Raw genomic sequence first — 22904 nt, 5'->3', positions numbered from 1 at the left:
GGTTACCTCTGCCGGCTTAGAGAGGATTGGATCAAGAGTTGACCACGTCACGTCGAGCGGTCGGACAGCCAGCGCGCCAGACCGGCGTCGATCGCCGCGCTCGCTATTTGGTCGGCCGGCCAAAGACGGACCTTCATACGGGCAGGCCCATCAATCGGGCGAGGCGCGCTGTGATAGATAAAGAAGAAGAAATCGCAGCTCGCCTCGCGTTCAAACCGGCCAAGGTAGTCGTCGAATTCGGCCTGCGAGGTTCGGGATTTGGTCTGCACCCAAGCGGTTTCGCCGGTGATCGGTTGCCTCAAAATCAAATCGACGTCGGCCTGGTTGCCACCAAGTGAGCTGGTTCGCTGCCAACCACCGCGGGAGAAGATCAAATCGATCAGCGTCTCGAAATCCCGCCAGTCGAGCCGACGCACCATGGCGGCAACGGCCGCGGTCATCTCCGATAGCAATTGATCGGCCTTGACGCGCAGCGGCTCGGCTTCGCCGCGGATCCGTCGCAACAAATAGTCCGCCTGCCGGACCGCGCAGATCGTCATCTGGTAATTCGCGGTGCTGGTCAACGCCGAGCTTAAGCTGCGCGACGTCAGCGCCTTCCCGCTCAGGCTAGTGCACCGCCAGCCGCCGCGCGTGCGACGAAATCGGGCCGGCGCCGCCTCATCGTCTGGATCGCCCGCAATCACACGCGCGTCCGCAAACGTCCACCAAAGATGTCCATCCGCAATGGTCACCCATAGCGTATCTTCACCCATCGAATAAAACGCCTGGAGTTCGCGCAGGCCCTGCCCCACTCCGGCTTTCGTTCGGCCCATCGCGGCGAGCTCTTGGCGCACCCTGTCCCAATCGCCCTGCACGCACGCCGAATGTGCTACGGCGCGATATCCAAACGGCAGAATGCCTTCCCTTGTCGCCTCTCTGGCCCATTTGCCGCGCTCACCCAGCTTAATGTAGCGCACCGCGCCAACTTTGAACGGGAACGGTTCATCCGCGCGGCTCACACATCGGCGCGCGCTCGGTATGGCTACGGAACGGCTCCGGTTCCGCTCCTCGATAGGCCTTCCTACGCCGCTGCTCTGTATCGCCATCTCCGCCAATCCCAACAGCATCATCGCGGACCGATCAGTTCGCTCGTTCCGGTCCTAAAGTCGAGCGAATGTCCCGAATCTAAGAGGTTACGGTTAATAATATCCCGTTTTGGGATAATCCGAATCCAGGATCAAATTGTCTGTCGCCCGAATCCCCACTGCCCGGCGGCGATGCAAAAATCCCTCCAGTCAGCCGAATATCAACGCCTCATTGCGCTCCTCGTCGCGGAACGACAGAAGGCCGGCATTCGACAGCACGCGCTCGCCAAGAAACTCGGCAAGCCGCAATCTTTTGTCGCCAAATATGAGGGCGCCGAACGGCGGCTCGATGTCATCGAGTTCATCGCCATTGCTGAAGCCCTCGGCGCTGATCCCGGCAAGCTGTTCAGGCTATTTTTACGCGGCAAGAGCCGCTAGGCACCAAGCAACCTGTCATTGCCGATCTTCCCGGGCCTGGAATGCCGCGATACGCATCTACGGGCGAAGGAAGGTTTTGAGCAGGCTGGCGGCGTCCTGGAGTCGGCCGGCGTCATAGATCAGCTCGATCTCCATGGAGACCCGCACGCCTTCGCTAACGCTTCCCGTTTCGGCGCAGGCAGCCGCGGCTCTGGCAATCTGCTCAGCCTCCTTGAGCTTGGCATGAATCGCCTGAAGACAGACCGTGATCGCCGGCTCGATCCATTGGGCGTCCATCGCACGCGCTCCCTCCTTACTCTCTATGCATTGCAGCAACGCTCCGTTTGCGCCGCAAGTCCAGTCGATTTGCACCGATCCTGCGGCTGCTTTGTCGCCCGTTCGAGGAGGCCGATCCGGCGGAGCCTTACCGTCCGCGACGGCACCAACGGTCTTCGTCGCCTTCGGATGGCTTCGCTGGCCTTTGACCAAGGGCGGCATTCGGATTTGGCTTTGCTTTGCTCGATGTCAAATCGAAGTCGTTATCTGCTGCGCCCACGCATCATCCGCTTCTGCCGAGCAAAGGCCGCACGCTCGTAGCGTTCCAGGCCCCGCATCCGTTTTCGCAGTTTTGCGTCGGGAGCCTTTAAGAAGGCAGCGAGTAATTCGTGACGGACGACGCGGATGCGGGCGAGCTCCAACTTGGTTCGTACAGCGTCGGTTGGTTCGATAGAGGACGCCTCTTCCAGCTCCAAGATGGCCCGTGTCAGCGCCGCACACCCAGCATTGTCATGCGGCCATGGCCGTGACAACCCGTGGCGGAGCGCATTCCGGCTTGATCGGGCCTTCCCTTGTTCTGTCTTCGGACCAGTGCTGCGCTTGGCATTTCTCCGATTGGCTTCGATTTGTCGATCTGACGCCATGCCTATCTCCTCCTTCGCCGGTCACAGCCACCACCTCGCTCCGATCCGCTATCCCCATCAAGCTTTGGCGTCCAAAAGAGCAAGATTGTTGCTGCAGAAAGCACTGGCCTTCCGCGGCAAACGGAGCGTTACTGAGTCGGCCGGGCACAAAAACGGCCCCGGTTTCTCACCTCGCATCCCGCGGGGTTTGGGCAGTGCGGCAATCATCGCCGCGCAGTTCGGATCAGGAGATACCGGTGAGTGCTGTTCAGACCGGTGGCACAACGGAGCCACCCTTCCAACTCGTTAAGTTTAACCCCGCCGATCGCCGCCATTTCATCGGCGGCTCGGATGCCCGCGTCATCATGGGCAATGATGAGGCCGACCTCATTCGCCTATGGAAGGAAAAGCGCGGCGAGGTCGAGCCCACGGACTTATCAGGCAATCTGGTTGTCCAACTCGGCACCGTCACTGAAGAGCTCAATCGGAGCTGGTACCAGCGCAATAGCGGCCAGACCCTGAAGGACATCCAAAGGCGGGTGCGTCACCCCGTCCATGCATGGATGGCGGCAACGCTGGACGGCATCGTCGAGCAGACCGGCGCCGTATTCGAAGCCAAATTCATGCTGCCCTGGGCTTTCACCGAGGAGGGCGCCGCCGAAAAACACATGGCGCAGCTACAGCACAACATGTGGGTCGTGGCCGTGCGATCGGCGGTGTTGTCGATCATCACCGGCGGCGGCAAATGGGTCGAGATCAACATCCACGCCGACCCGCTCTATCAGCACCTCCTGCTTACCGCCGAGAAGAAGTTCTGGCGCTGCGTGAAGACCGGCGACCCGCCGGTCCCGTTCAACATCGAGGCACCCCGGCCGCGGCTGGAAGCAGTAAAGGTCGTCGACATGAGCGGATCCAATCTTTGGGCCCCGCTGGCCGCGACCTATCTGCGCACCCGGGCCGCCCATGGCGACCACGAGGTGGCGAAAGCAGAGCTGAAGGCGCTTGTGCCTGAGGATGCCAAGGAGGCGGCCGGCCATGGCGTGCGCGCCAAGCGGTCGAAATCCGGTGCGATCAGCTTCGACGCCGTCGAGGTGGAGAATGCCGATGCTGCAGTCCAGTGAGAGCATCGGCGCCATCGCCGCCGCCCTGGCGCGGGCCCAGGCCGACCTCGTCAACCCCGAGAAGACGCTCACCGCCACCATTCGCTCGCCCTTCCCCAGGGAGGATGATCGGACCTTCCGCTACGCCTCGCTTGCCTCCGGCCTCGACATCGTCCGCAAAGCCCTAAGCCAGCAGGAGATCGCCACCGTCCAGACCACCCGCTTGGAGGCGGCCACCGCGCAGATTCACCTCACCACCCTGCTCGCCCATTCCTCCGGGGAATGGATCTCCTCCGATCTTCCGGTCTGCGCCGCCAAGGACACCGAGGCGCCGCACCGCATGGGCGCAGCCTTAACCTATGCCCGCCGCTACGCCCTCTTCGCCCTGGTCGGGATCGCCGGCGAGGACGACCTCGACGCCCCCGACGCAACGGCCGGTCCACCGCCGGCCGAACCGCAAGGCCTTCCTGGCGCGAAGGCCAGGCCTCCTAAGGGCATCCTCAACCGGCCGGCGGTGCTTGGCCGCGAGCAATCCGCCGCGCTCTGCGCGCGGCTCCTGACCCAGCTCGAGACCTCACCTTCAACCGAGGACCTGCTGGCCTGGGCCAAGGCGAACCTGCCGCTCAAGAACACCCTCATCGAGGACGACGCCCGGCGCGTGGAGGCTGCCTACCAGCGGCGGCTCGATGCCGCGCCACCCCCGCTCGGCGAAGCCAGCGGCGAGCCGTCGGTGTCGCCGGCCCCTGCCCCACAGGACGCTGCGGCCCGTCAAGCGCAAGCCCGGCCCGATGCTCCCGACGCCGGGCTCGCGTTCCCGAAGGAGACCCCTCGCAAGCGCAGCAAGGCGCATTTGCTCTTCGTCCGCGGACAGCCCTGTCTCGTCTGCAAACAAACCCCGACCGATGCCCACCACCTCAAGTTCGCCCAACCGAGGACTCTGGGCCGCAAGGTCAGCGATGAGTTCACCGTGCCGCTCTGCCGCGCGCATCACCAGGATCTCCACCGCCATGGCAATGAAAAGGCGTGGTGGGCGAACCTGCAGATCGAACCGCTGCGGGTGGCGCATGACCTGTGGGCGGCAAGTCCGATCCATGGCCAGCTTACCGCCGTCGTCAACGCGGCCGCCTCACCGCCCTTGAGATCGGAGGCTTCCCCACGATGAACGGGCCATTCCAAACCGTCCAAACCGCGCATGAGCTAGCCGCAGCAACGCTGCCGGTCGAGTTTGACGTGTTGGCGCCACCTCCCCTGCTGCTCCCCGGTGAACGCCTTGATCACTACCACGCGCTACGTCAGGCGATCTTCGCCGATTTGGCACCGCGATCTGCCATCGAATGGTTGCTCGCCATCGATGTTGCCGAACTCTCCTGGGAGATCCAGCGTTACCGCCTCTTGCGCCACCAGCTGCTTGTGACCTATCGGCAAAAGGCGATTGAGGCCGCCTTACGTAGTATCGACCTAGTCGGGATCGCGCCAGAGTTCGAAGACCAGGCCGACTATTACACACATCAGAACGCGCTGAGTTGGCGGCTCGACCCTGTTGCCACGACCGAGATCGAGGCGCGTCTGGCGTCGTACGGCTTCGATCAGCATTTCATCAACACCGACGTCTACGTCCAGGCACGCGAGGTCTTCATCTTGTTCGAGGGCCTGCTCACTACCGCGCAAGCCAGACGACTGCTGCTCATCAGGGAGATCAGAAGGTATCGATTTCCAGATTAGTCTCGCTTCCATCTTTCGGGCAAACCATGAACCCATGGCCAAGCGAAGAGCACTGCCGCCTCGCCGACTTCATCTGCCGCCGAACAGCATAACGGGCCTACTAACGACAGCCCCCCGAGCGATCAATCAACTCTCCGTCGAAACAGGCTGGTGGCGCTCCACAGCGGGTTCACCTCAACCCAGAGCTATTGCGCTGAAAGCGATAGACCGCGATTCGACGCGCACTTCCCTGCCCGCTTAGTTGGGATACCCTGCCCTTTCCCCTTACAGGGAATACAATAAGCCGGTTAGTCTGGGGCAATTGCTTTCCTCAGTTTCATTTTCGGCATGCACACCGTTGTCGTGCCTCTTGAGGGAGCGGCGGCCCACCTATGCGAGATTCGCGGCCGGAGCTAAGGTCACAGGCACTTGTGTTTCTGTTTCCGTTCATTGTGCTTGCCCCGACGAACCAGACATCGGCTCCATCACACCTGCTTGGATCAGTACCGCTGCATTGGCGTTATTTCCTATTCGATCTACATGACGCACTTCGATGTTTTCGTCGCATTCAGCCGAGCCTTCAATTCGCTTGATACGTGGTCGGCGTCGATCTACCTGCTCTTAATAGAGGCGACGTTCGCCGACGCAGTTTGCACCTAATTGTCATCGAACGGTCGGCGCGCGATATGATCGAAGGCATTCAGCTTATGGGCGTCGTCTAACAACGCAGCGGCGGTGAAAATTCAGCAGATTGAGCAGGGCGATTCCGCTCAAGATCTCGCTCCGCGGCAGGAGCTGCGGGCGCAAATGCGACTTCGAGCTATCTGACGGCTCTCGCCGCTCAAATTTGCCCTTTTAGCCCGCTTGATCGTAGCCGGCTGCTCTCGAGGTCTGGCCATTGTTGTCAATCCGATCAGCTACCCCTGTCCGCAGCGCGGTCTTGGATTTCACATTGCAGCTCGCCATGTGGAATGCGTGGCCAATGGTCGGCTCCTATGTTCATGGACGCTCTGGCGTGCGGGGCCTTGGCGCTGAGGCCGCGTTATGCCAAACCAAGAAGATACCGGTGGCCACGATCCCAGCCAATGACGTCGAGGTGCCCTTTTCCATCACCGCGACGGCGGAATAAACCAATGCGCCCGAGCGAGCAACTCGGGCACGAGGAACGAATCGATCGCATCGACGTTAGCGCCGCAGTAAAAACGATACCCCCTCCTCTAGCAGTTAACCCTCCGGGTGAACACGGGTGTATCTGGCATTGCTCGTGCGTGGGTTGCCGTGTAAGCTCCTGCCATTTCAAACTATAAATCATTCTGGGAGTGCTAGAATTGAGCGGCGAAGGTTTTCGCTGGGCGGTGACCGCGTGTGTTGCGCTTTTGGACTTCATCATTGCGCGGTTTCTCGGAATTCACGTCGTGATCGAGCTATGGTTTGTCGCCCTCGTCGGCTGGTTGCTGGCAATCTACATCGTCTATCGCTTCGCCCGGCCGGATGCCCGCCTCGCCTGGCTCTGCGGCAGCGTCGCGCAATACCTGGCGCTCGGCTGTACGCTGACCATATTGTCGTGCCTAGTTGCGGCGTTCAATTTCCCGCTGATTGATCGCTACCTCGCCAAGGCAGACGCGACAATCGGCCTCGACTGGCTTGCGGCGTTTGATTACGTGCAGTCAAATCCCGGGCTGAAGCGGATTTTGCAGATCGGCTACAACTCGACAGAGGCGCAAACGGCACTGCTGTTCCTGGTGCTGAACATTACCAGGCGGGTACATCGAACAGAAGAATTCATCTCGGTCTGCGCTGCGACGCTGGTGATCATGGTCATCATTTCGGCCGTGTTGCCCGCGACTGGCGCGTGGCCGACCCACCGAGTACTGCAGTCGGTTTCGGCGGATTATCTCAGTTATCTCCCGCTCCTGAACGGGCTGCGCGACGGCAGCCTGCGGCAGCTCTCGCTGAGCAACATCGACGGGATTGTGACTTTTCCGTCTTTCCATACCGCGCTCGGAATCATTTTCGTCTATACGGCGAGAGGCATCCCGCTTCTGTTCCCGGCACTGGCCGCACTGAATGTGATCATGATCAGTGCGACGCCAGTTATTGGCGGACACTATTTCGTGGATATAATTGCCGGTGCCGCCATCACATGCGCGGTAATCTTCGTGCTGAGAGCAGTCGCGATATGGGACCGCGCACAACTGACCCTTCGTTCAGAGCCGAGCGCGCCATGAGGCTACATTCTCTGATTGCCAGCTAAACGAAAAAGAGCTGCCCCGTCTTCCAGGAGTGGCGTAAGGACGTGACGATCGACAGTGTCAGTCGGGGCAATCATCTTGATCCGATTGAGCGAGTGCCGCAACGCACAACGCTTTTGCGGTCCATAGAGCGGGTAACCGGCTCATTGTCACGGTATGGCAGCAACCAACAGCAATTTGTGCCGTCCAGTCTATCATCGGTGAGATCGAGGAATTTGGTATCTGTGAAGGCGCGCCTGGTGCAGCAACGATCTGAATGGGGCTTGCACATTCGTCACCTGCACCGAAGCGGCATTCCGGCCATGCGCCTCGACCCTGAGAGAGGGTTTGACCGCAACACGTTCAACCTCACCCGTCACGAAGCAATCTCTCGGCTCATGGTGACCGGAATTGCCGGCGGTCATGGCTGGGGCGTCGAATCGCCGAGCCTAGCTGGCCTCTGAGGTCGTCCTGCGCAGCAGTTGTTTTTGCTGCGCCTGCTCAGAGGCTACCCGCCCGATGAAATAGACCCATTTCTGCGTGAATGTGGATCGCTCGCCTTCCTTGGTGCGTCGATCCCAGCCAGAGGACTATGGCCTCGACATATTCGAGGATAGCGTCACCCCGTAGAAACCCAGTCTTGTCCTCCACCGCGGGCTGCGAGAGGCTGACGGAACGCGCGGGGGCGGCCGCGAGGTCGAAGCTGAAATGAGCCAGCCAAATGAAGGATTCGCGGCCGGAACTACGAGCGTTGACTGGGCTGCGCGGAATAGCGGCGATGGCGGTTGCTCTAGGTCATTTTCAGCAGCTTTACCCCACCGACGCTCCCTTCATCTGGGATAACGCCGTTGATCTATTTTTCTGTCTTAGTGGCTTCACGCTCTCGTACGTTTATCGCCCCGAGGACTTCCGGTTTTCGCATTATTTGACCGCGCGTATCGCCCGGATCTGTCCGCTCTACCTCGTGACATTAGTCATTGTTGGAGGTGCCATCGTCTGGCCGCTGCAAATTGATCCAACGACCTACCCTGTCAGACACGCACTCGCGGACTTCTTACTTCAGGTGCTCATGCTGAACTCGTGGCCGATAATTGGCTCCGGAGTTCATTGGAATTCACCGGCATGGTCAGTATCCGTCGAATGGTTCTGTTACGTCCTCCTGTTTCCATTACTGCTTTTCCAGAAAGCGCCGCGGTCTGCCGCTATCAGACTGCTCTGCATTGTCCTGCTGTCGGCGACGTCCTACTCCTTGTTCGTGCGCCACTTCGACAGCAATCTCTTTATCCCAAAGCTCTATGAGCCGAAAAGCCAATGGAGCTACTGGGTCGACTTGCTTCGCGGAGTTTTCAGCTTCACCGCGGGCTGGATAGTCTTCTCATGCTACGATAGGCGCGACGGCCTTTACAACTTCTGCACTAAATCCTCTGCACTGCTCTGGTCGGGCGTCGTCCTTCTCACCACCTTGGCATATTGCGACCGGATCAACTCGCAGGCCCTGATGCTCCTGTACCCATTTGTGGTGCTTGCGGCGACCGATCAAAGGTCTATCGCGTCCCGCTTACTGGGATCCGGGCCACTGTACTTTCTCGGGGTCATCTCGTATTCGATCTATATGACGCACTTCGCTCTCTTCATCGGCGTCGTAGCCGTGTTCGGGTTGCCTGCTACTTGGCCGTTGTCCATCTATCCGCTTGTCGCTGGAATTTCCCTCGCGGTGTTCATTGGCAGTTATTTGGCGATCGAGCGACCGGCGCGTAATGCGGTACGAGGAATTCGGTGCATGCACCTCGTACGCACAAGCCGATAAACGCCTGAGCGAGGTCAACGAACTGGTGGGACTGATGCGATGAAGTTTGGATCCATACCGACGCGAGCAAAATCGTTGGCGACCCAGAGCACTTCAGGGTCATTGCGACCGTCGAGGTGACAGAGGCTTGGCTTGCGCAGAACGACCACAGGGCGCCGCGTTCGAGTACGAGGTTGTCTGATCAAGTTGACTGAGCGATGGGACGACGCAGCTCGGAACCATTTCGTATCCTAGCCCGTTGAAGTGGCAACACCGCTCGCGCAAACAATTAACGAATCTGCATTATCAACTTGGTCTTTACCATTCCGACGTTCGGCACCGAGAGGCTGAAATGAATTGGGTTAAGGGACTGCTGGTGTTCACAGTACTGATACTCGGATGCGCTGACCTCGTAACCACGAATAGGATTCTGGATCTTGGATTCGGCGAGGCGAACCCGTTCATGCAAATGGCTCAGGCATGGTTCGGTGTCTGGTGGCTGATCCCTAAACTCGGTTTGACGTTTGTCGTCATGGCATTGCTTTGGCGCAGCAAGAACCTCTTCAACATCACCATGGTGGTAGCGTTTTGCTCCACGCCCGTAATAAACAATCTCCTCATCATCGCGGGCGCAAACTGAACCATGACCGCCGTTCGCCGCACGGATTAGACAAGTCCTATTCATCACCCCGATCAATTCTTGCACGGCCGGCCGCCAACCGGCTTATCTTCTGCGCTCGTGATAATGCCTGCTCGCAGCGCCCCTCAGATTGTTGTCCAGGATGCCGCGTAGCGAATCGAGCAGCGCTTCGCGCCCCGCGCGTAAAACTAGGTGTTTCATGAAGAGTGTCAGCAGCCGCAAACCGTCCGGCTAGGCTCTGGGGCGAAGGGCGGATCGTTGCAAGCCTGGTCGCAGCCATCGCACCAAGGCTGCAATTTCCTTTCCGACGGCCTGGAAATAAAGCACATGCGTGATCGCAAACGACAGGGAGCAAGCGCCCAAAATCGTTGCCACCACGTACAGGCCAGCGCCGGAGGGAATCGCGTTCAAACCGAGTGAAGCCTGTGCTGTGGTGGGCACGCCGGCACGCCAGGAATAGACCAGGAAGGCCGCATAGCCGGCGCTCAAGTGCGTTGCGACCGTGAATGCGGGCCTCGCCTTGGCTGCGAGGGCAAGACAGGCCAGCAGGAACAGCGGCAGCGCGACCCCGAAGAGCTGAAAGCCGTCGATCGCGACGTACCCGCTCAACAATGCGTGGCTACGCTGAAAGATGCCGAAGATCCTGAGATTGATGAACCAGAGCAGCTCGGAGCTCGGCGCGTATTGCAATGCCCGCGCAGCGAGTTCAGCGCAAAGCGTAGCGGCGAACAGCACACAGGGACCCAGAAATTGCAGCTTGAAAAGGCGATTCATGAAACAGGCCATACGTTAAAAAACGTCTGGCCCATCTTGGGTCGAAAGCATTTAACTTGTCTTAACGGGACTCTTCCAGAGACCGGTCTGCAGACAAAAACATCATTAAAATCAAGCCACTGCGGCGAGGGGCGATCTATGGCTGATTGTTTGGTGGCCGCTCGATGAACTTCCGGCTGCCGTTGAGAAGCTCGAGATTGTTGGCGATGACCGGGTTGCCCGGATCGAGCGAATACGCCTTCTCAAACTTCTTCCGCGCCGCGCTCAGATTGCCGCGCAGCATGTAGGAATAGCCCTGATCGTTGAGGATCTGGATAGTCTCGCCGCCCAGCCGGATCGCTGACGCATAGGCTTGGTCGGCGAGATCGAAGCGGCGTATCCGGTCATAGCTCGCCGCCAGCCCGACCCAGGCCGTCACGTCCTTCGGCGCCTTCTCGACGGCGTCCTTGAAATAGCGCTGGGCCATCCCGTAGTTGCCGCGGTTGTAGAACTCCAACCCCAGCCGCACCGGTTCATCGGAGGGATAGTATTTGACGTCGGTCGGCTCCTGCACGGGGTCGCCGCCCGGCGGATCCACGGGCGCAACGATCGCGGCCTCCCGCGTCGTGTAGTCGCAGGCCGCGAGGCCCACAGCCAGCCAGCAGCAGGCGAGCGCCGGAATGAGACGCCGCAATCCTCGTCCCATGCTCCAGCTCCGGCGACTTCCCTGCGTCATCAGACAAACCATCGTGAAAACTACCTACGAAAACGGACGGCGCGACCGAACACTGTCCGCGCCAGAACCCAACGGCACAGCCTCACTTCCAAACTCTCTGTCCCAACAGACGGACGTACCCGAGAGGCTGAACCTTCAGCTGGTTACCTGCCTCCTCCGCCTACCCCGACTGCCACCGATCCTCCGGTCCCCGCTCCCAATCCGGTTGTGTTGACATTCTGAATTGTGGTGACCGGTGGTGGCTGGCCCATCGCTTCGGTCGGCTGGCCCATGTTGGGGAGCTGATCCAGCGGGCGTTGCTGATTGCCATAGCGTGTCACCGCACCGCCCGTGCGCCGCGCGTCATACGCGATCCGGCGATCGCCGACATATGCCGGCCATGGATGGATCGTGTGGGTGACGGCGTTGACCTCCTTGGCGTTGCCGGCGCTCATCGTGATGGTGTCGGAACGCTGAACGTAACGGTCCATCTCGTCATGCCCGTAGACGCCGTAGCAGCCGCCGAGCAGGACGGGTGCGAGCAAAGCCAGATATCGGATGGTCATCTCTCGCCTCCTCTAGTTCAGGGTCTTCACGACCGGCTGGTTTGCACCAACGGCCGGTGGCGGAGCGCGTACGACGGCATCGGGCGCGATGATGTGGCCATAGGGTCCCTTCACCTCGCCGCCGGAGTTGACGTAGTCATCGTAGCGCTTGCGGACTTCCATCTGGCCGTTGAGGAAGAAATCGACGTCGTTGGCCGGCAGGCGGGAGTCGAGCGGCGACGCCAGTTGCTGGCCGGGCGCCGCCGGCGCGACCAGGCGCGGCGTCACGATGATGACCAGATCGGTTTCCTCCTGCTGGTACGACTTGCTGCTGAACAAGGTTCCAATCACAGGCACCGAGCCGATCCAAGGCAATTGTGAGACGTCCTGCCGGTTACGGGTCTGCAACAGGCCGGCGATGGCGAAGCTCTGGCCGTCACGCAATTCGACCGTGGTGCGCGCGTCGCGGCGGGTCAAGGATGGTACCGTTGTCCCCTGGATCGATATCGCATTGGCGAAATCAAGCTCGCTGACCGAGGGCTCGACCCGAAGGTTGATCACGCCGCGCGAGAGCACGGTGGGCACAAAGGCCAGCTCGACGCCGAACTTCTTGTATTCGATCGTCACCGTGGGAAAGCCACTTGTCGTGTTGCTCGGAATCGGCACCGGGAATTCGCCGCCGGCGAGGAAGCGGGCGGCATCTCCGGAAAGCGTGGTCAAATTCGGCTCGGCCAGCCGGCGAGCAAGTCCCTTGGTTTCCAGTGCAGTAATCAGAAGGTCGACCGAACTGCCGTTGCTGGTCCTCAAGATGCTGGTCAGCAGGCTTCCGAACGGGGCCGGAGATATGCCGCCGGCGGAACCTATGAGTGTGCCTGCCGTAGCAAGCAGAGGAAGGCTACCAGTGGGAGGAGCGCCCACCTGCCCCCCTCCCGTGCCCAGGGGGCCATTTGCGGTATTGATACCACCAATAGGATCCCGTCCCGCTGACGTGTTCAACGATCCCCGTCCCGTATTCGCAACGTTGGTGCCGTTGGCGTTCGCGGCATACAGGTTCACACCGAGGTCACGTCCCGCCTGCCGGTTGACCTCGAGGAAGCGCACCTCGAGCATCACCTGCTGCGGCGCCGCAACGCTCATGGCATTGACGACGATGCCGCCCTCGGGAACGCTGCCCTTGGCAATCGCCAGCGCCCGCTCCGCGGCGACCGCATCGGCGGCCATTCCGCTCAGCACCACCTGGCCTTCGGATGCAGACACGCGAATGCCGCGCGTACCGGTGCCGGCCGCGATGTTCTGCTGCAGATTGCCGATGTCGAGCGTGACTTCGACATCGAGAATGCCGATCTGCTTCATCGAACTGTCGAACAGGATGACGTTGGTGGTGCCGGTCTTCTTGCCCTGGACATAGATCAGGTGGTCGCTGAGCGACTTCACGTCGACGATCTCGGGCGAGCCCGCGACGATCGTAGAGAACGCCGTCTCGACCCTGAAGGTGCGTGACTTGTTGACGGTCACCTTAACGCGCTGGACGTCGTTCATCTCGCTGACGAAGACGCCGCCGGAAGGTGCCCGCCGCTCTGCTGCCCCCGCGTGACCAGCCGAACCAAGCAAGGCAAGCGCAGCACCGAGAGCGATCGCGCCCAAGGTGACAAGGCTCCGTTCCGCGCTACCCCAGACGCGACCGCCACTCATTCGAATCCCCTTCGTCGCCGCTGTCGCAGCCATCCGTAAATTTACGGCTCCCGGCGTTCTGACTAGTCTCCTTCGTGCACCACGCCATGGAGCTTACAACCTGTTCAACTACAAATAGTTACTTACCCTGGCAAGCTGAACCGAAGCACAAGACCAACTCGGTCCGGCACGTCCCGACGCCAGGCCGCAAATGGCGGCTCCTGGATCATCCTCTGTCACGCGCCTCGATTGCAAGGAAAGAGCTTTCCCGGACTGCGACAACGTCGGAGAAAACTCCGCGATGTTGCCACAGCGCACCACTTCCGGAGCCCGCCGGGCCATTCGCCGGCCTGCCCAACAGGCTGAGGCCCTTCTGACGCCCTGCCCAGCCCTGAGTCCTCCAATCAGACCCAACGAATCGGGCCTCCTCAGAACGGAATCCTGGCGAACATGCCCGGCGCGGTCTCACCACACAGCAAATGACCCTGCCCCAGCGGGACCATTTATCGTCGCGCTAGGCGAATTGCCGCCCGTCTTAGTTAAACGGCGCCGCGATGTTCTCAGTAGCCAAGCTGAGTACTCTGAGCAACGTGACTGATGGCCCCTTTCCATACGGGTAGCATCAGACTGAATTTGTAGCTCGCGCTCGCCGTGATGCTCATCGCGCCGGTAGTCGTATTCATTGCGGTTCGCGAAGCAGAGGGTGACGAAACGAAACCGGCCGCTTTGAGGAATGGCACCACCGCTTCCGCGGTAGCGACACTGTTTGTACCCGTCGACGGCAACGTACATGCACTCGTTTGCGGCTGGGTGGCGCAGTAGATCAGGGTTTGCCGCACCAGTTCGCTCGACAGGGTGCGGACTGAGTTTGCGGTCACATAGAACCGCGCCACGTCGCTGACTGTAATAAAGAGCAGGACAAACGATATGAAGATGAGCGCGAGCTCAAAGGAGACGGCTCCAGACCGGTCGAGTGCTTTACTGGATACGGACTTCATAGCTTGCACGATTGTTGAATGATCCCAACCAGACCAGCGCATTCATGCTTGAAGCAGGCATACTGGCCGAGACCTTGACCAGAAATGGAGGATTGCATGTAGTACCTGTCGCAATTCCACTACAGGACGTCGTTACTCCTACGCAGGAGCACGTGACAGTGGGCGTTCCGCTTAACGTCCATCCCGAGGGGAGAGCACTCGTTATCGCGCTTTGGATGCCAGTCTGATCGGTGGGGAAAAAACGAGCGTATTCTCCGCCGGCTCTGACCGCCGTGTGGATCGCAATGTTTCGTTGCGCGACGTCGCCAATACCCACTCCGGCGAGCGCAAGCGTGAACACCATCGCAGCAATCAGGATGAACTCAAATGCAGCGACTCCACGCTGGTTCTCGAGGAAACTGCGGCACCTCATAGTTTCACCCCTACTGCACGAGGTTTACGGCCCTGGTTTGGGCCGTTTGGGTGCCGGTGGCGCTGCAGCCGCTCAGCGCCTCAGTAGCATTCCCGTTGTAATATATTGACCAGGCCACGAGCGAGAAGCAGCTCTCTGACGTAGCGAATGCACCGCCCGTTACACAGACGCTGGAGCTAGGGAAGTACAACCCGCCGTTCAGGGTGATGGTTGAGCTACCTGTTATCTTGACCTGCGGGTTGCCGCAGGAGCCGGCTTGCTGTGTTCCATATCTGTAATCCAAATAGAACAGGATGCCCGCATAGTTCGCGTCCGCGTATTTAGGTGTTTTTGTAGCACTCATCGTCACAGTGCCGCCGGTGACGCTCAACCCAAGCTTGTTGGCGTTCGTGCCGGTGAAGATAATCGTGCAACCATTGCAAATGAGCGTACCGCCCGACACGCTGATGGACGAATTATAGAAGAAGTAGGTTCCCGGAGTGAGTGTCAGGCTGCTTCCAGCATTGTTGATCGTCAGATTTGTTCCCACACAGTACACTCCGGCGGAGATGACGTGCGGAGAGGCTGCCGTAGCCGAATTACAGTTCGCGGCATTGACCGTTGAGGGAATCGCGGCATTGTCTGTTAGCAGCGCTGCATACGGGTCACGTGAGGACGGCTGGTACATCAGATTGCCCTGCTGAGTGCATGGGCTACCGGAGCCGTTTTGTGTACAGCCGCCTGCGCCGACCAGGACAGCGTTCGCCTGTGTTTTGTTAGCGCCGGCGCCGTTGAATGAAATGGACTGCGGGCCGGTTTTATTCGAGGCCAAAGAGCAGTTTGTCGCAGTGACTGCAGCGCTGCCACTGAATCCAAGCCCGCCGCCCAAGGCTAGCGAACATGCATCTCCAGTGTTTGAACGGGCGGCAATCGCGACCTCGGTGACATTCGTCGAGCCCTTTCCCATGACGAGAGCAGTGAAACTACGCTTTATCCCCCGAACGATGGTTGCCTTCACGGCATCGCAGTTTGACGAACAAGATCCGCTGTCGGCGCTAAAGGTCCCGCCGCTATAGTTGCCAGGCTGGATCGTGACCGTCGTGTCCGTCAATCCCGACGTATATCCGTTGTCAGTCGCGACGCTGCTGCCCGCGGTCTGTGCGCTGGTGTAGGTGCCTGAGTTTTGGGTACCCGTGGTTTGGATCATCGCCAAAACTCCGGCAATGGCCGCTGCATCGGCAGTGTTTTGTCCGTGCCGCCGCTCAAGATACCACGTGCTGACTTCCATTCCGAAGCCAGCCATACTCATAAACCCGACAGAAGATGCCACGAACATCAACGCACTTACACCGCGCCGATCCCGCATCAAACGCGAGATGTTCTGCACCATGGATTGACCAACTTTCGGACAGGAAACTCCGGTCATGGCTTTATCCGTAGCTAGATTTGCTTGAACGCATGAATGAGGTGCAAGAACGTACTTGCCCCCAGAATGACGAACATTGCCGGAAGCAGGAACAACACCATCGGAATGGTCAGCTTGGCGCCGAGCTTGTGCGCCCTCTCCTCAAGCTTGGTAATCCGCTCCCGCCGGAGGTCGACCGCGATGCTACGTAACGCCTGGCCCAATGGTGTTCCGTATTGCAGGCTTTGGCTGACCATGGTGCCGAAGCGGCGCAGGCCTTCCGACGTGTTTGCTAGCTTCTCGAATGCATCGATGCGATTCGGTAAAATGCGGAGGTCATCCAGAAGGCCGCGTAGCACCTGAGCGATCTCAGGATTGGCCTCTTTCATTTCTTCTGCGACACGTTGCAGTCCGCTCTCGAGACCCATGCCAGCTTCAACGCACACGACCAGCAAATCAATCGTATCCGCCGTGGCTGCACGAACAGACTTGTCGAACCGCCGCCTGAGCTGCCACAGGATCAGGCGAGGTCCCATGATTCCGATCACGACGCCGATCAGCGTGAAGACAAGCGCACCGCTGAGCGAATCTCCGAGGATCTGAGCGACAGAGAAGGTCAGGATCGGAAAAGCAACCATGCAAACAATCTTGAGACCGATCCAGATCGGAAGCGTCCGGTGATGATTGAAACCCGCCGATTGCAGAACCGCTCGCAATTGCTCGATGTCCTCGTCGGCGTAGAGCCTGCGGTAGCGTGCGCCGATCGACGAGAGCCAGCCGACCAGGTCCCTGGACGGGCTCGATCGGTCAGGAATGCCAAGAACCGCGTTCGACACTCGCGTGTCCAGGGCGCGGATATGCATCTCGCGAATGATCAACACGAATGTCGCCGCCGCGACGATTATGGCGAGGGCCGCGATCTCGATACCGCCGGTCATAGCGTAGTTTCCCTCTTGACCATCCAACGGATGACAAAGTGCCCCATCAGCACCGAGCACACGGCATAAACCAGGAGCACGTTTCCGGTGGGATCATAGAACAGTTGATCGATCATTGTCGGACTGACCAGGTACATCACCCCGCCCACGACAATAGGCGACACGGAAAGTGCGCGCGAAGAGAAAATCACCTCTCCCGCAAGCGCTTTCGCGCGAGCAGCCAGCGCAACCCGCTGGCTTACGGTCTCTCCCAAATTCTGGAGGGTCTCTGCCAGGCTACCACCGGACTTCAGCTGGACCGCAAGCGTCACCGCGAACATCGCATACTCCGGCACCTGCGTTCGCCGATAGACAGCTTCCACCGCCTCCTCCGGCGCTCTCCCTACACTCAGCTCAGTACAAACGATCGCAAACTGCCCTGATGTTGGCTGCGGCATCTCACGAGCAATGGTTCGGAATGCCTCATTGACGGGCAAACCCGATCGGACAGTGCTGGTCACGAGCTGGATGGCATCGGGCAATTGACGGAAAAGCTGATTGGTAAAGCGATGTCGCTGCCATCCGAACAGGCCGCGCACCACCAGGACCGCAACGACAGCCGCCACGACGGACACCGTGAACACGGAAAGTCCCACCAGGCGATTGGCATAGACGACGCCTCCAGCGGCGGCGACACCGGCAAGCAGCACATAGACCGGATGCAGAACGTAAACGATATCAGGATGATAGTTGGCTAACCATTCGAGAAACTGCCAACGTGAGGCCGTTTCCGCTCGGCGTATCGAAGGCAAGTCAGCCAGTTGAGATGCCGGTAGAGCAATCTCGAGCTGACGATCCATCCGCCGTTGCCGCGCATCAAGCCACAGCGTGTTGACCGCTGCGCACAACAGGAGCGCCAGCACAATGAGAGTCAAGGTCGTCAGTGTCATATCTGCCTCATTGCCTCCGCCCAGGCTCGGTCGAGCCCGTAATAGACAAGGCGGCTCTTAAATTTCGGGATCGCGTTGGTGGACCGGTAGGTCCCCGATATCCGGCCGTGAACGTCCTCTTCCTTGTACTCGAACAGAGCGATGTCATTGGTGGTGATGACCTCGCCTTCCAGGCCGATTACCTCGCTGACCTGGACGATACGGCGCTGGCCGTCACGCATACGCTCGACTTGCACGATGAGATCCAATGCGGCGACAATCTGCGTTCGAATCGCGCGCGGTGGCAGACTGACTTGTCCCATCTGCACCATGTTTTCGATGCGGGTCAGAGCATCGCGGGTACTGTTGGCATGCACGGTGGAAATCGAGCCGTCATGACCGGTGTTCATCGCTTGCAGCATGTCGAACGCTTCCACGCTGCGCACCTCGCCCACCACGATTCGATCTGGTCGCATACGTAGCGCATTCCACAACAAATCGCGTTGCGTCACCTGGCCCGTACCTTCAAGGCTGGGAGGCCGGGTCTCTAGGCTGATCACGTGCGGTTGCTGCAGTTGCAGCTCCGCGGCGTCCTCGATCGTGACGATGCGTTCGCTGTGGTCGATGTACTGGCTAAGAGCATTCAGGAGCGTCGTCTTGCCCGATCCCGTGCCTCCGGAGACCAGAACATTGAGCCGGCAGCGAGAGGCAATCTCCAGCAGCTGTCCGAGAGCGGGGGTCATCGTGCCGTTTTCGATCATTCCAGCGATGTTCAAGCGCCGGCTGGGGAATTTTCGAATCGAGATGCACGGGCTGTGGATCGCCAGCGGCGGCAGAATGATGTTGACGCGGCTGCCGTCAGGCAGACGGCAGTCCACCATCGGGCTGGACTCGTCGACGCGGCGACCGACCTGCGAAGCGATTTTCTGAGCGACGGAGGCGATGTGATCATTGTCGCGAAACCGAACCGCAACCCGCTCGAGCTTGCCGGCCCGCTCGACATAGACGCTGCTCGGTCCGTTGATCATGATGTCGTTGATCGACTCATCGAGCAGAAGCGGACGAAGCGGTCCGTAGCCGGTCATGTCGTCGGCGATTTCCTCCGCGAGGAACAACTGCTCGCGGCCCGACAGCTCGAGGCGCTCCTGGTTGGCTATACCGTGGATGATTTCCTCGATCTGCCGACGCAGGACGTCGCGGGAGACCGTCGTGGCGATCGCCGGCTCGATCTGCTCGATCACCCGCTCGCGCAGCGACGCCGGCATCACCGGATGGTGCGAAGGCTCTTCATGCTTCGGCGCCGACGCAAACAGGCTGGGTGCCGGTAACGCTGCGCTTGGCTCCTCCGACGGCAAGGGCGGCGGGACCGGATGCGCGCTAGGTGCTGCTGGCGGCGCGACCAGCACCGCTCCGGGCATCCGCACTGGCATTTCGTCTGCGCGCCTGCCGAACTTTTTCATAGCCCGAGCCACCTCTTCCACCCGGCCCTTTTCACGGAGCCGACGCCGGTGATCTCCCGTACGATCGGGGTGAGATGACGGCGCAGCCTCGATACGTGCTTCAGCGCCGGAATGCCGAGATTGACCGCCTGGGTCATTCCCTTGCCGAGATCCGGGATGATCATGTCCGGCTCAGCACCAAGCGCCTTGGCGATGGTCGCTCTGGGCAGGCCGCCAGCGCGGTCGGCACGATTGAGCAGGGTAAAGACCCGATCCTTGCCGGCGATGTTGGTGACAGCGGTTCGTAACGCATGCGCGTTGCGCAGCCCGGTCACCTCGGCTTCCAGCAGCACCAGCACATGACGCGACAACTGGATCACGGGATAGATCGATGCCGAGAACGGCACCGGCACGTCGACGACGACATAATTGAACCGCTGCCGGAGCAGACCCAGCACGTGCCGCACGCCCGCCTCGGTGATGTCGAGCATGGCATCGAGGTCTTCGTCGCCGGAAATCAGGACAACCCGATCGTTCACCTCGATCGCCGCCCGCTCGAGGAACAGCGTGTCGGCCCGCATCGGATTTTCGAGGGCAATGCGGAGGCCGGGTCCGGGACGAACGCCAAGCATCACCGCAGTCTCGCCACCCTGCAGATGCAAATCGAGCAGCGCCACCTTAGCCTTGGTGGTCTCGGCCAGTTGGAGCGCGAGGTTGATCGCGACGCTCGTTGCTCCAGCACCGCCCTGCGCACCACAAATCGACACCACATGTCCACCGCGATCGTTGTGGGCGGGCGCGACATCGCCAACCAGCTTTGGACGAAACTGGTCCAGCACCATATCGCGGGTAATCGGCATTGGGAGGTACTCGGTAAGGCCGATCTCCATCAATTCGCGATAGAATGTGATCTCCCTGTTCTCGCCGATGAGACAGACCTTGACATCGGGCGGGCAGACGCTCGCCAGACGTTCCAGTTCGGTGAAGGGATCATCGATCCCGCTGATGTCGGTCACCAGCGCGTACAGGTCGGTGTCGGTCTCGAGCATACGAGTGGCATGACGGATGGTGCCACGCCGGATCACCAGATTGCTACCCTCGAGACCCTTGCGCAGCGCCGCGGCGCTAAGCTCATCGTTCACGAAGCAGACGATACGGTTACGTATGACGGCGGACGTCGTCTCTTCGGGTGATTCCACCACGGCCATGTTCATACTCATCAACGTTTCTCCGACACCTTGCCAGGATCGTCCATTGCGGATGCAGCGTGCTGGGTGGCGTCCGACATTACATCGCAACCGACGCTCGCATCGCCGTCGTCCGAATCCTGTCGTCTTACCGAGTATTGCTTCAGGCCGGTGGCGCTATAGATTGCGATCGTTGTGCTCTGGCCGGCGATAGCGTTTTGCCGCGCGAGCTCGGGGGAAACATCGCAGCTTGACATTGCATTCGTGTCGGCTTTGGCCCACTGTTCCGCCGCCGCTCGCACAACCAGAGACAGCGTTCCAAGTTGCTTTGCGACGGTGACTTTCTTGACCTGGTCTGGCGTAAGTTCGAGCGAGACAGTTTGTGCCTGCTTGCCAACCACAGCGGCCGCGGCTCGACCGCCCTGAGCAATCTCCTGGTCGACGGCGATGACTCTCACGTTGCCCAGCACGGTTTCGCTGACCGCCCGACGCGCGGGATTCGCCTTCTCGAATACCTGGGTCAACACCACGTCCACATAATCTCCGGGCCTAACCAGACCAGAGACGCCGGTTTCCTCGTCCACCTTGATGCTAATCGCACGGCTATCCGGCGCCAGAACGCTGGCGAGGAAACCACGATCACGCGGCCGCAGGATGTCCTGCAACGTCACGGGACTGCCCGTGTCAACAAACCTGCGAACCAGCGAACCGGGAAGTCCCGCCTTAGAGTCGGGCGTCTCAAGGATCGCGCCCGCCGGGACGCTCTCCGACGTCGCCTGGCGCACGGTGAAATCCTCCTCACGTGCCAAAGTCCCTTTCGAGAGCGGATGCGCCGCAACAAAATATCCGACCGTGGCAGGCCCGGCCGGAGCTGGTGCAGTTGCCGCAACCACCGCTGCCGGCCCCTTTGATTGGTTCATGCCATAGGCGATGAGCCCCAGCGCCGTCGTCGCCAGTAGCAGCACCATGATGATCGAGACGCGCAAAGCGGATGACATGTCAAAATCCTTTGCTCAAAATGGTCCAGATACCCCCGCATGCGATGGCGACCCCGTAGGGCAGCGACGCATGCCGCAAATGGCGCCACCGCTCGACTGCATAGACGCGACGTATCAGAGATGATCCGGCAGGCGCGAGCCGGGGTTGTGGCAGGCGACGCATCATGAGATGCAAGGCAGCGAGAACGCCGCCAGCCAGCGCAGTCGCGGTCAACAATTGGATCACGCCGGACAGCGGCAGACCGATCGCTAATGCGACGAGCAACTTGACGTCGCCGCCGCCAATCATGCCGCGCTGGTAGATGGTGAGCAGAACGAGAAAAAGAACAGCTCCGACGATCAGCGATTGGGCAAGCTGCATCGGCGTGAGCAATTGACCGATGATCCCGAGGAACGCTAAGACCAGGCAAATCTCGTTGCTGATCAGTCGTGTCGCAATGTCAATCGTTGCCACATACAGCAACAACAGGATTTCCAAACCCGAAGCTATGGGAACAATCCAACTCATCAAACACGCGCCTGAAAAATCGAACAAAGAATAAAAAATCAGCACACTTCAGAAACAAATCTCGAGGCCGCGCGAACCAGGTGAATGACTGCACTAACCTCCTACTGCGGTACTGAGAGCGCCGCCACTACCTGCACTGGCCGAGGATACGGCACGCACAGCGGCAATAGCAGAGGACGCAGCAATGACGGATTCAAACGACACGATGCGGTTGGAGCCCGTCCGCAGCGACTTCGCTCTGTCGACAATTTGGGCAGAAAACCCAAACGTTGTAGTCCCCCTCCTTCGCGCGAAGGGCGACAATCCAACTCTTCGAACAGATGCGTTGGAAATACCGGGACATTGGTTTTGCCAATGTCCCGGTATTGAGCCTCTTACGCCAGCGCGGCGGTGAGTTTCGCGACGACGGCGCTGATGGCAGACGACAGGCCGCTGGAAAGCGCACCACCGCCGCTGAGGCCGAAAGCGGCGCCGACTGCAACAATGATGCAAGCGGCAACGATCACGTACTCGAACGACACAACGCCATCCTGGTCGGCGCGGAGACGCTTAAAGGCTTCGGTGGTCTTGATGTAATACTTCAGCATAGGACAAAATCCCTTGTTAGAAA

Annotated in this window: 23 protein-coding genes; 8 read left to right on the top strand and 15 right to left on the bottom strand. The window is 60.0% G+C overall.

Going from position 1 to position 22904, the window contains the following annotated elements:
* Positions 1-47: 47 nt before the first annotated feature.
* A complete protein-coding gene (locus ACE10X_RS17170; RefSeq protein ID WP_375764357.1) occupies positions 48-998 on the bottom strand; it encodes a restriction endonuclease in 951 nt (316 codons plus the stop codon).
* A 258-nt stretch (positions 999-1256) separates the two neighbouring features.
* Between ACE10X_RS17170 and ACE10X_RS17165 the strand changes: the two genes are divergently transcribed.
* The gene (locus ACE10X_RS17165; protein WP_375764356.1) at positions 1257-1502 is read left to right on the top strand and encodes a helix-turn-helix domain-containing protein; all 246 of its coding nucleotides are present in this window, start codon (positions 1257-1259) and stop codon (positions 1500-1502) included.
* 57 nt (positions 1503-1559) lie between these two features.
* On the opposite strand, the gene ACE10X_RS17160 is transcribed toward ACE10X_RS17165, so the two are convergent.
* Entirely contained in the window at positions 1560-1778 is a 219-nt protein-coding gene (locus ACE10X_RS17160) for a hypothetical protein (RefSeq protein ID WP_375764355.1), read from the bottom strand.
* Positions 1779-2637: 859 nt separating this feature from the next.
* Between ACE10X_RS17160 and ACE10X_RS17155 the strand changes: the two genes are divergently transcribed.
* From ACE10X_RS17155 to ACE10X_RS17125, 7 genes are all read left to right on the top strand, one after another.
* Entirely contained in the window at positions 2638-3501 is an 864-nt protein-coding gene (locus tag ACE10X_RS17155; protein WP_375764354.1) for a YqaJ viral recombinase family protein, read from the top strand.
* Entirely contained in the window at positions 3485-4642 is a 1158-nt protein-coding gene (locus tag ACE10X_RS17150) for an ERF family protein (protein WP_375764353.1), read from the top strand. Before ACE10X_RS17155 ends, ACE10X_RS17150 begins: the two co-directional genes overlap by 17 nt.
* On the top strand, positions 4639-5202 hold the full coding sequence (locus ACE10X_RS17145; RefSeq protein WP_375764352.1) for a hypothetical protein: 564 nt from the start codon (positions 4639-4641) through the stop codon (positions 5200-5202). Before ACE10X_RS17150 ends, ACE10X_RS17145 begins: the two co-directional genes overlap by 4 nt.
* Positions 5203-6509: 1307 nt before the next feature.
* Complete coding sequence (locus tag ACE10X_RS17140; RefSeq protein ID WP_375764351.1) at positions 6510-7409, top strand: phosphatase PAP2 family protein; 900 nt, start codon at positions 6510-6512, stop codon at positions 7407-7409.
* 68 nt (positions 7410-7477) lie between these two features.
* Positions 7478-7876: a hypothetical protein gene (locus tag ACE10X_RS17135; protein ID WP_375764350.1), complete on the top strand. Its 399-nt coding sequence runs from the start codon at positions 7478-7480 to the stop codon at positions 7874-7876.
* Positions 7877-8133: 257 nt separating this feature from the next.
* Complete coding sequence (locus tag ACE10X_RS17130; RefSeq protein WP_375764349.1) at positions 8134-9219, top strand: acyltransferase family protein; 1086 nt, start codon at positions 8134-8136, stop codon at positions 9217-9219.
* A 331-nt stretch (positions 9220-9550) separates the two neighbouring features.
* Entirely contained in the window at positions 9551-9838 is a 288-nt protein-coding gene (locus ACE10X_RS17125; protein WP_375764348.1) for a DUF5658 family protein, read from the top strand.
* A gap of 231 nt (positions 9839-10069) precedes the next feature.
* Here the strand turns inward: ACE10X_RS17125 and ACE10X_RS17120 are convergent, their stop codons facing one another.
* The 13 genes from ACE10X_RS17120 to ACE10X_RS17060 form a co-directional block, all read right to left on the bottom strand.
* Positions 10070-10612 (bottom strand): hypothetical protein, encoded by a 543-nt coding sequence (locus tag ACE10X_RS17120; protein WP_375764347.1) that lies wholly within the window; start codon positions 10610-10612, stop codon positions 10070-10072.
* Positions 10613-10748: 136 nt separating this feature from the next.
* Positions 10749-11297 carry a tetratricopeptide repeat protein gene (locus ACE10X_RS17115; RefSeq protein ID WP_375764346.1) on the bottom strand — a complete coding sequence of 183 codons (549 nt, stop codon included), beginning with the start codon at positions 11295-11297 and terminating at the stop codon, positions 10749-10751.
* A gap of 173 nt (positions 11298-11470) precedes the next feature.
* Entirely contained in the window at positions 11471-11872 is a 402-nt protein-coding gene (locus ACE10X_RS17110) for a hypothetical protein (protein WP_375764345.1), read from the bottom strand.
* Between the two features lie 12 nt (positions 11873-11884).
* Entirely contained in the window at positions 11885-13543 is a 1659-nt protein-coding gene (locus ACE10X_RS17105; RefSeq protein ID WP_375764344.1) for a type II and III secretion system protein family protein, read from the bottom strand.
* Between the two features lie 539 nt (positions 13544-14082).
* Positions 14083-14520 (bottom strand): hypothetical protein, encoded by a 438-nt coding sequence (locus ACE10X_RS17100; RefSeq protein ID WP_209909516.1) that lies wholly within the window; start codon positions 14518-14520, stop codon positions 14083-14085.
* A gap of 422 nt (positions 14521-14942) precedes the next feature.
* Entirely contained in the window at positions 14943-16337 is a 1395-nt protein-coding gene (locus tag ACE10X_RS17095) for a pilus assembly protein TadG-related protein (protein WP_375764343.1), read from the bottom strand.
* Positions 16338-16351: 14 nt separating this feature from the next.
* Positions 16352-17254, bottom strand: a complete 903-nt coding sequence (locus tag ACE10X_RS17090; protein ID WP_375764342.1) for a type II secretion system F family protein — start codon at positions 17252-17254, stop codon at positions 16352-16354.
* Positions 17251-18183, bottom strand: a complete 933-nt coding sequence (locus ACE10X_RS17085; protein ID WP_375764341.1) for a type II secretion system F family protein — start codon at positions 18181-18183, stop codon at positions 17251-17253. The genes ACE10X_RS17090 and ACE10X_RS17085 overlap by 4 nt, the downstream gene beginning before the upstream one ends.
* Entirely contained in the window at positions 18180-19622 is a 1443-nt protein-coding gene (locus ACE10X_RS17080; protein ID WP_375764340.1) for a CpaF family protein, read from the bottom strand. Before ACE10X_RS17080 ends, ACE10X_RS17085 begins: the two co-directional genes overlap by 4 nt.
* A complete protein-coding gene (locus ACE10X_RS17075; protein WP_375764339.1) occupies positions 19619-20809 on the bottom strand; it encodes a CpaE family protein in 1191 nt (396 codons plus the stop codon). Before ACE10X_RS17075 ends, ACE10X_RS17080 begins: the two co-directional genes overlap by 4 nt.
* Before the next feature lie 11 nt (positions 20810-20820).
* A complete protein-coding gene (gene cpaB, locus ACE10X_RS17070) occupies positions 20821-21786 on the bottom strand; it encodes a Flp pilus assembly protein CpaB (protein WP_375764338.1) in 966 nt (321 codons plus the stop codon).
* Position 21787: 1 nt separating this feature from the next.
* Positions 21788-22294, bottom strand: coding sequence for a prepilin peptidase (locus ACE10X_RS17065; RefSeq protein ID WP_375764337.1), 507 nt, complete (start codon positions 22292-22294; stop codon positions 21788-21790).
* Positions 22295-22668: 374 nt separating this feature from the next.
* The gene (locus ACE10X_RS17060; protein ID WP_375764336.1) at positions 22669-22881 is read right to left on the bottom strand and encodes a Flp family type IVb pilin; all 213 of its coding nucleotides are present in this window, start codon (positions 22879-22881) and stop codon (positions 22669-22671) included.
* Between the last annotated feature and the right edge of the window lie 23 nt (positions 22882-22904).

Source organism: Bradyrhizobium sp. Pha-3, assembly GCF_042258325.1.
GTDB lineage: Bacteria > Pseudomonadota > Alphaproteobacteria > Rhizobiales > Xanthobacteraceae > Bradyrhizobium > Bradyrhizobium elkanii.
Note: the sequence above shows the minus strand (reverse complement) of the source record. Positions and strands in the feature narration are given on the sequence as shown.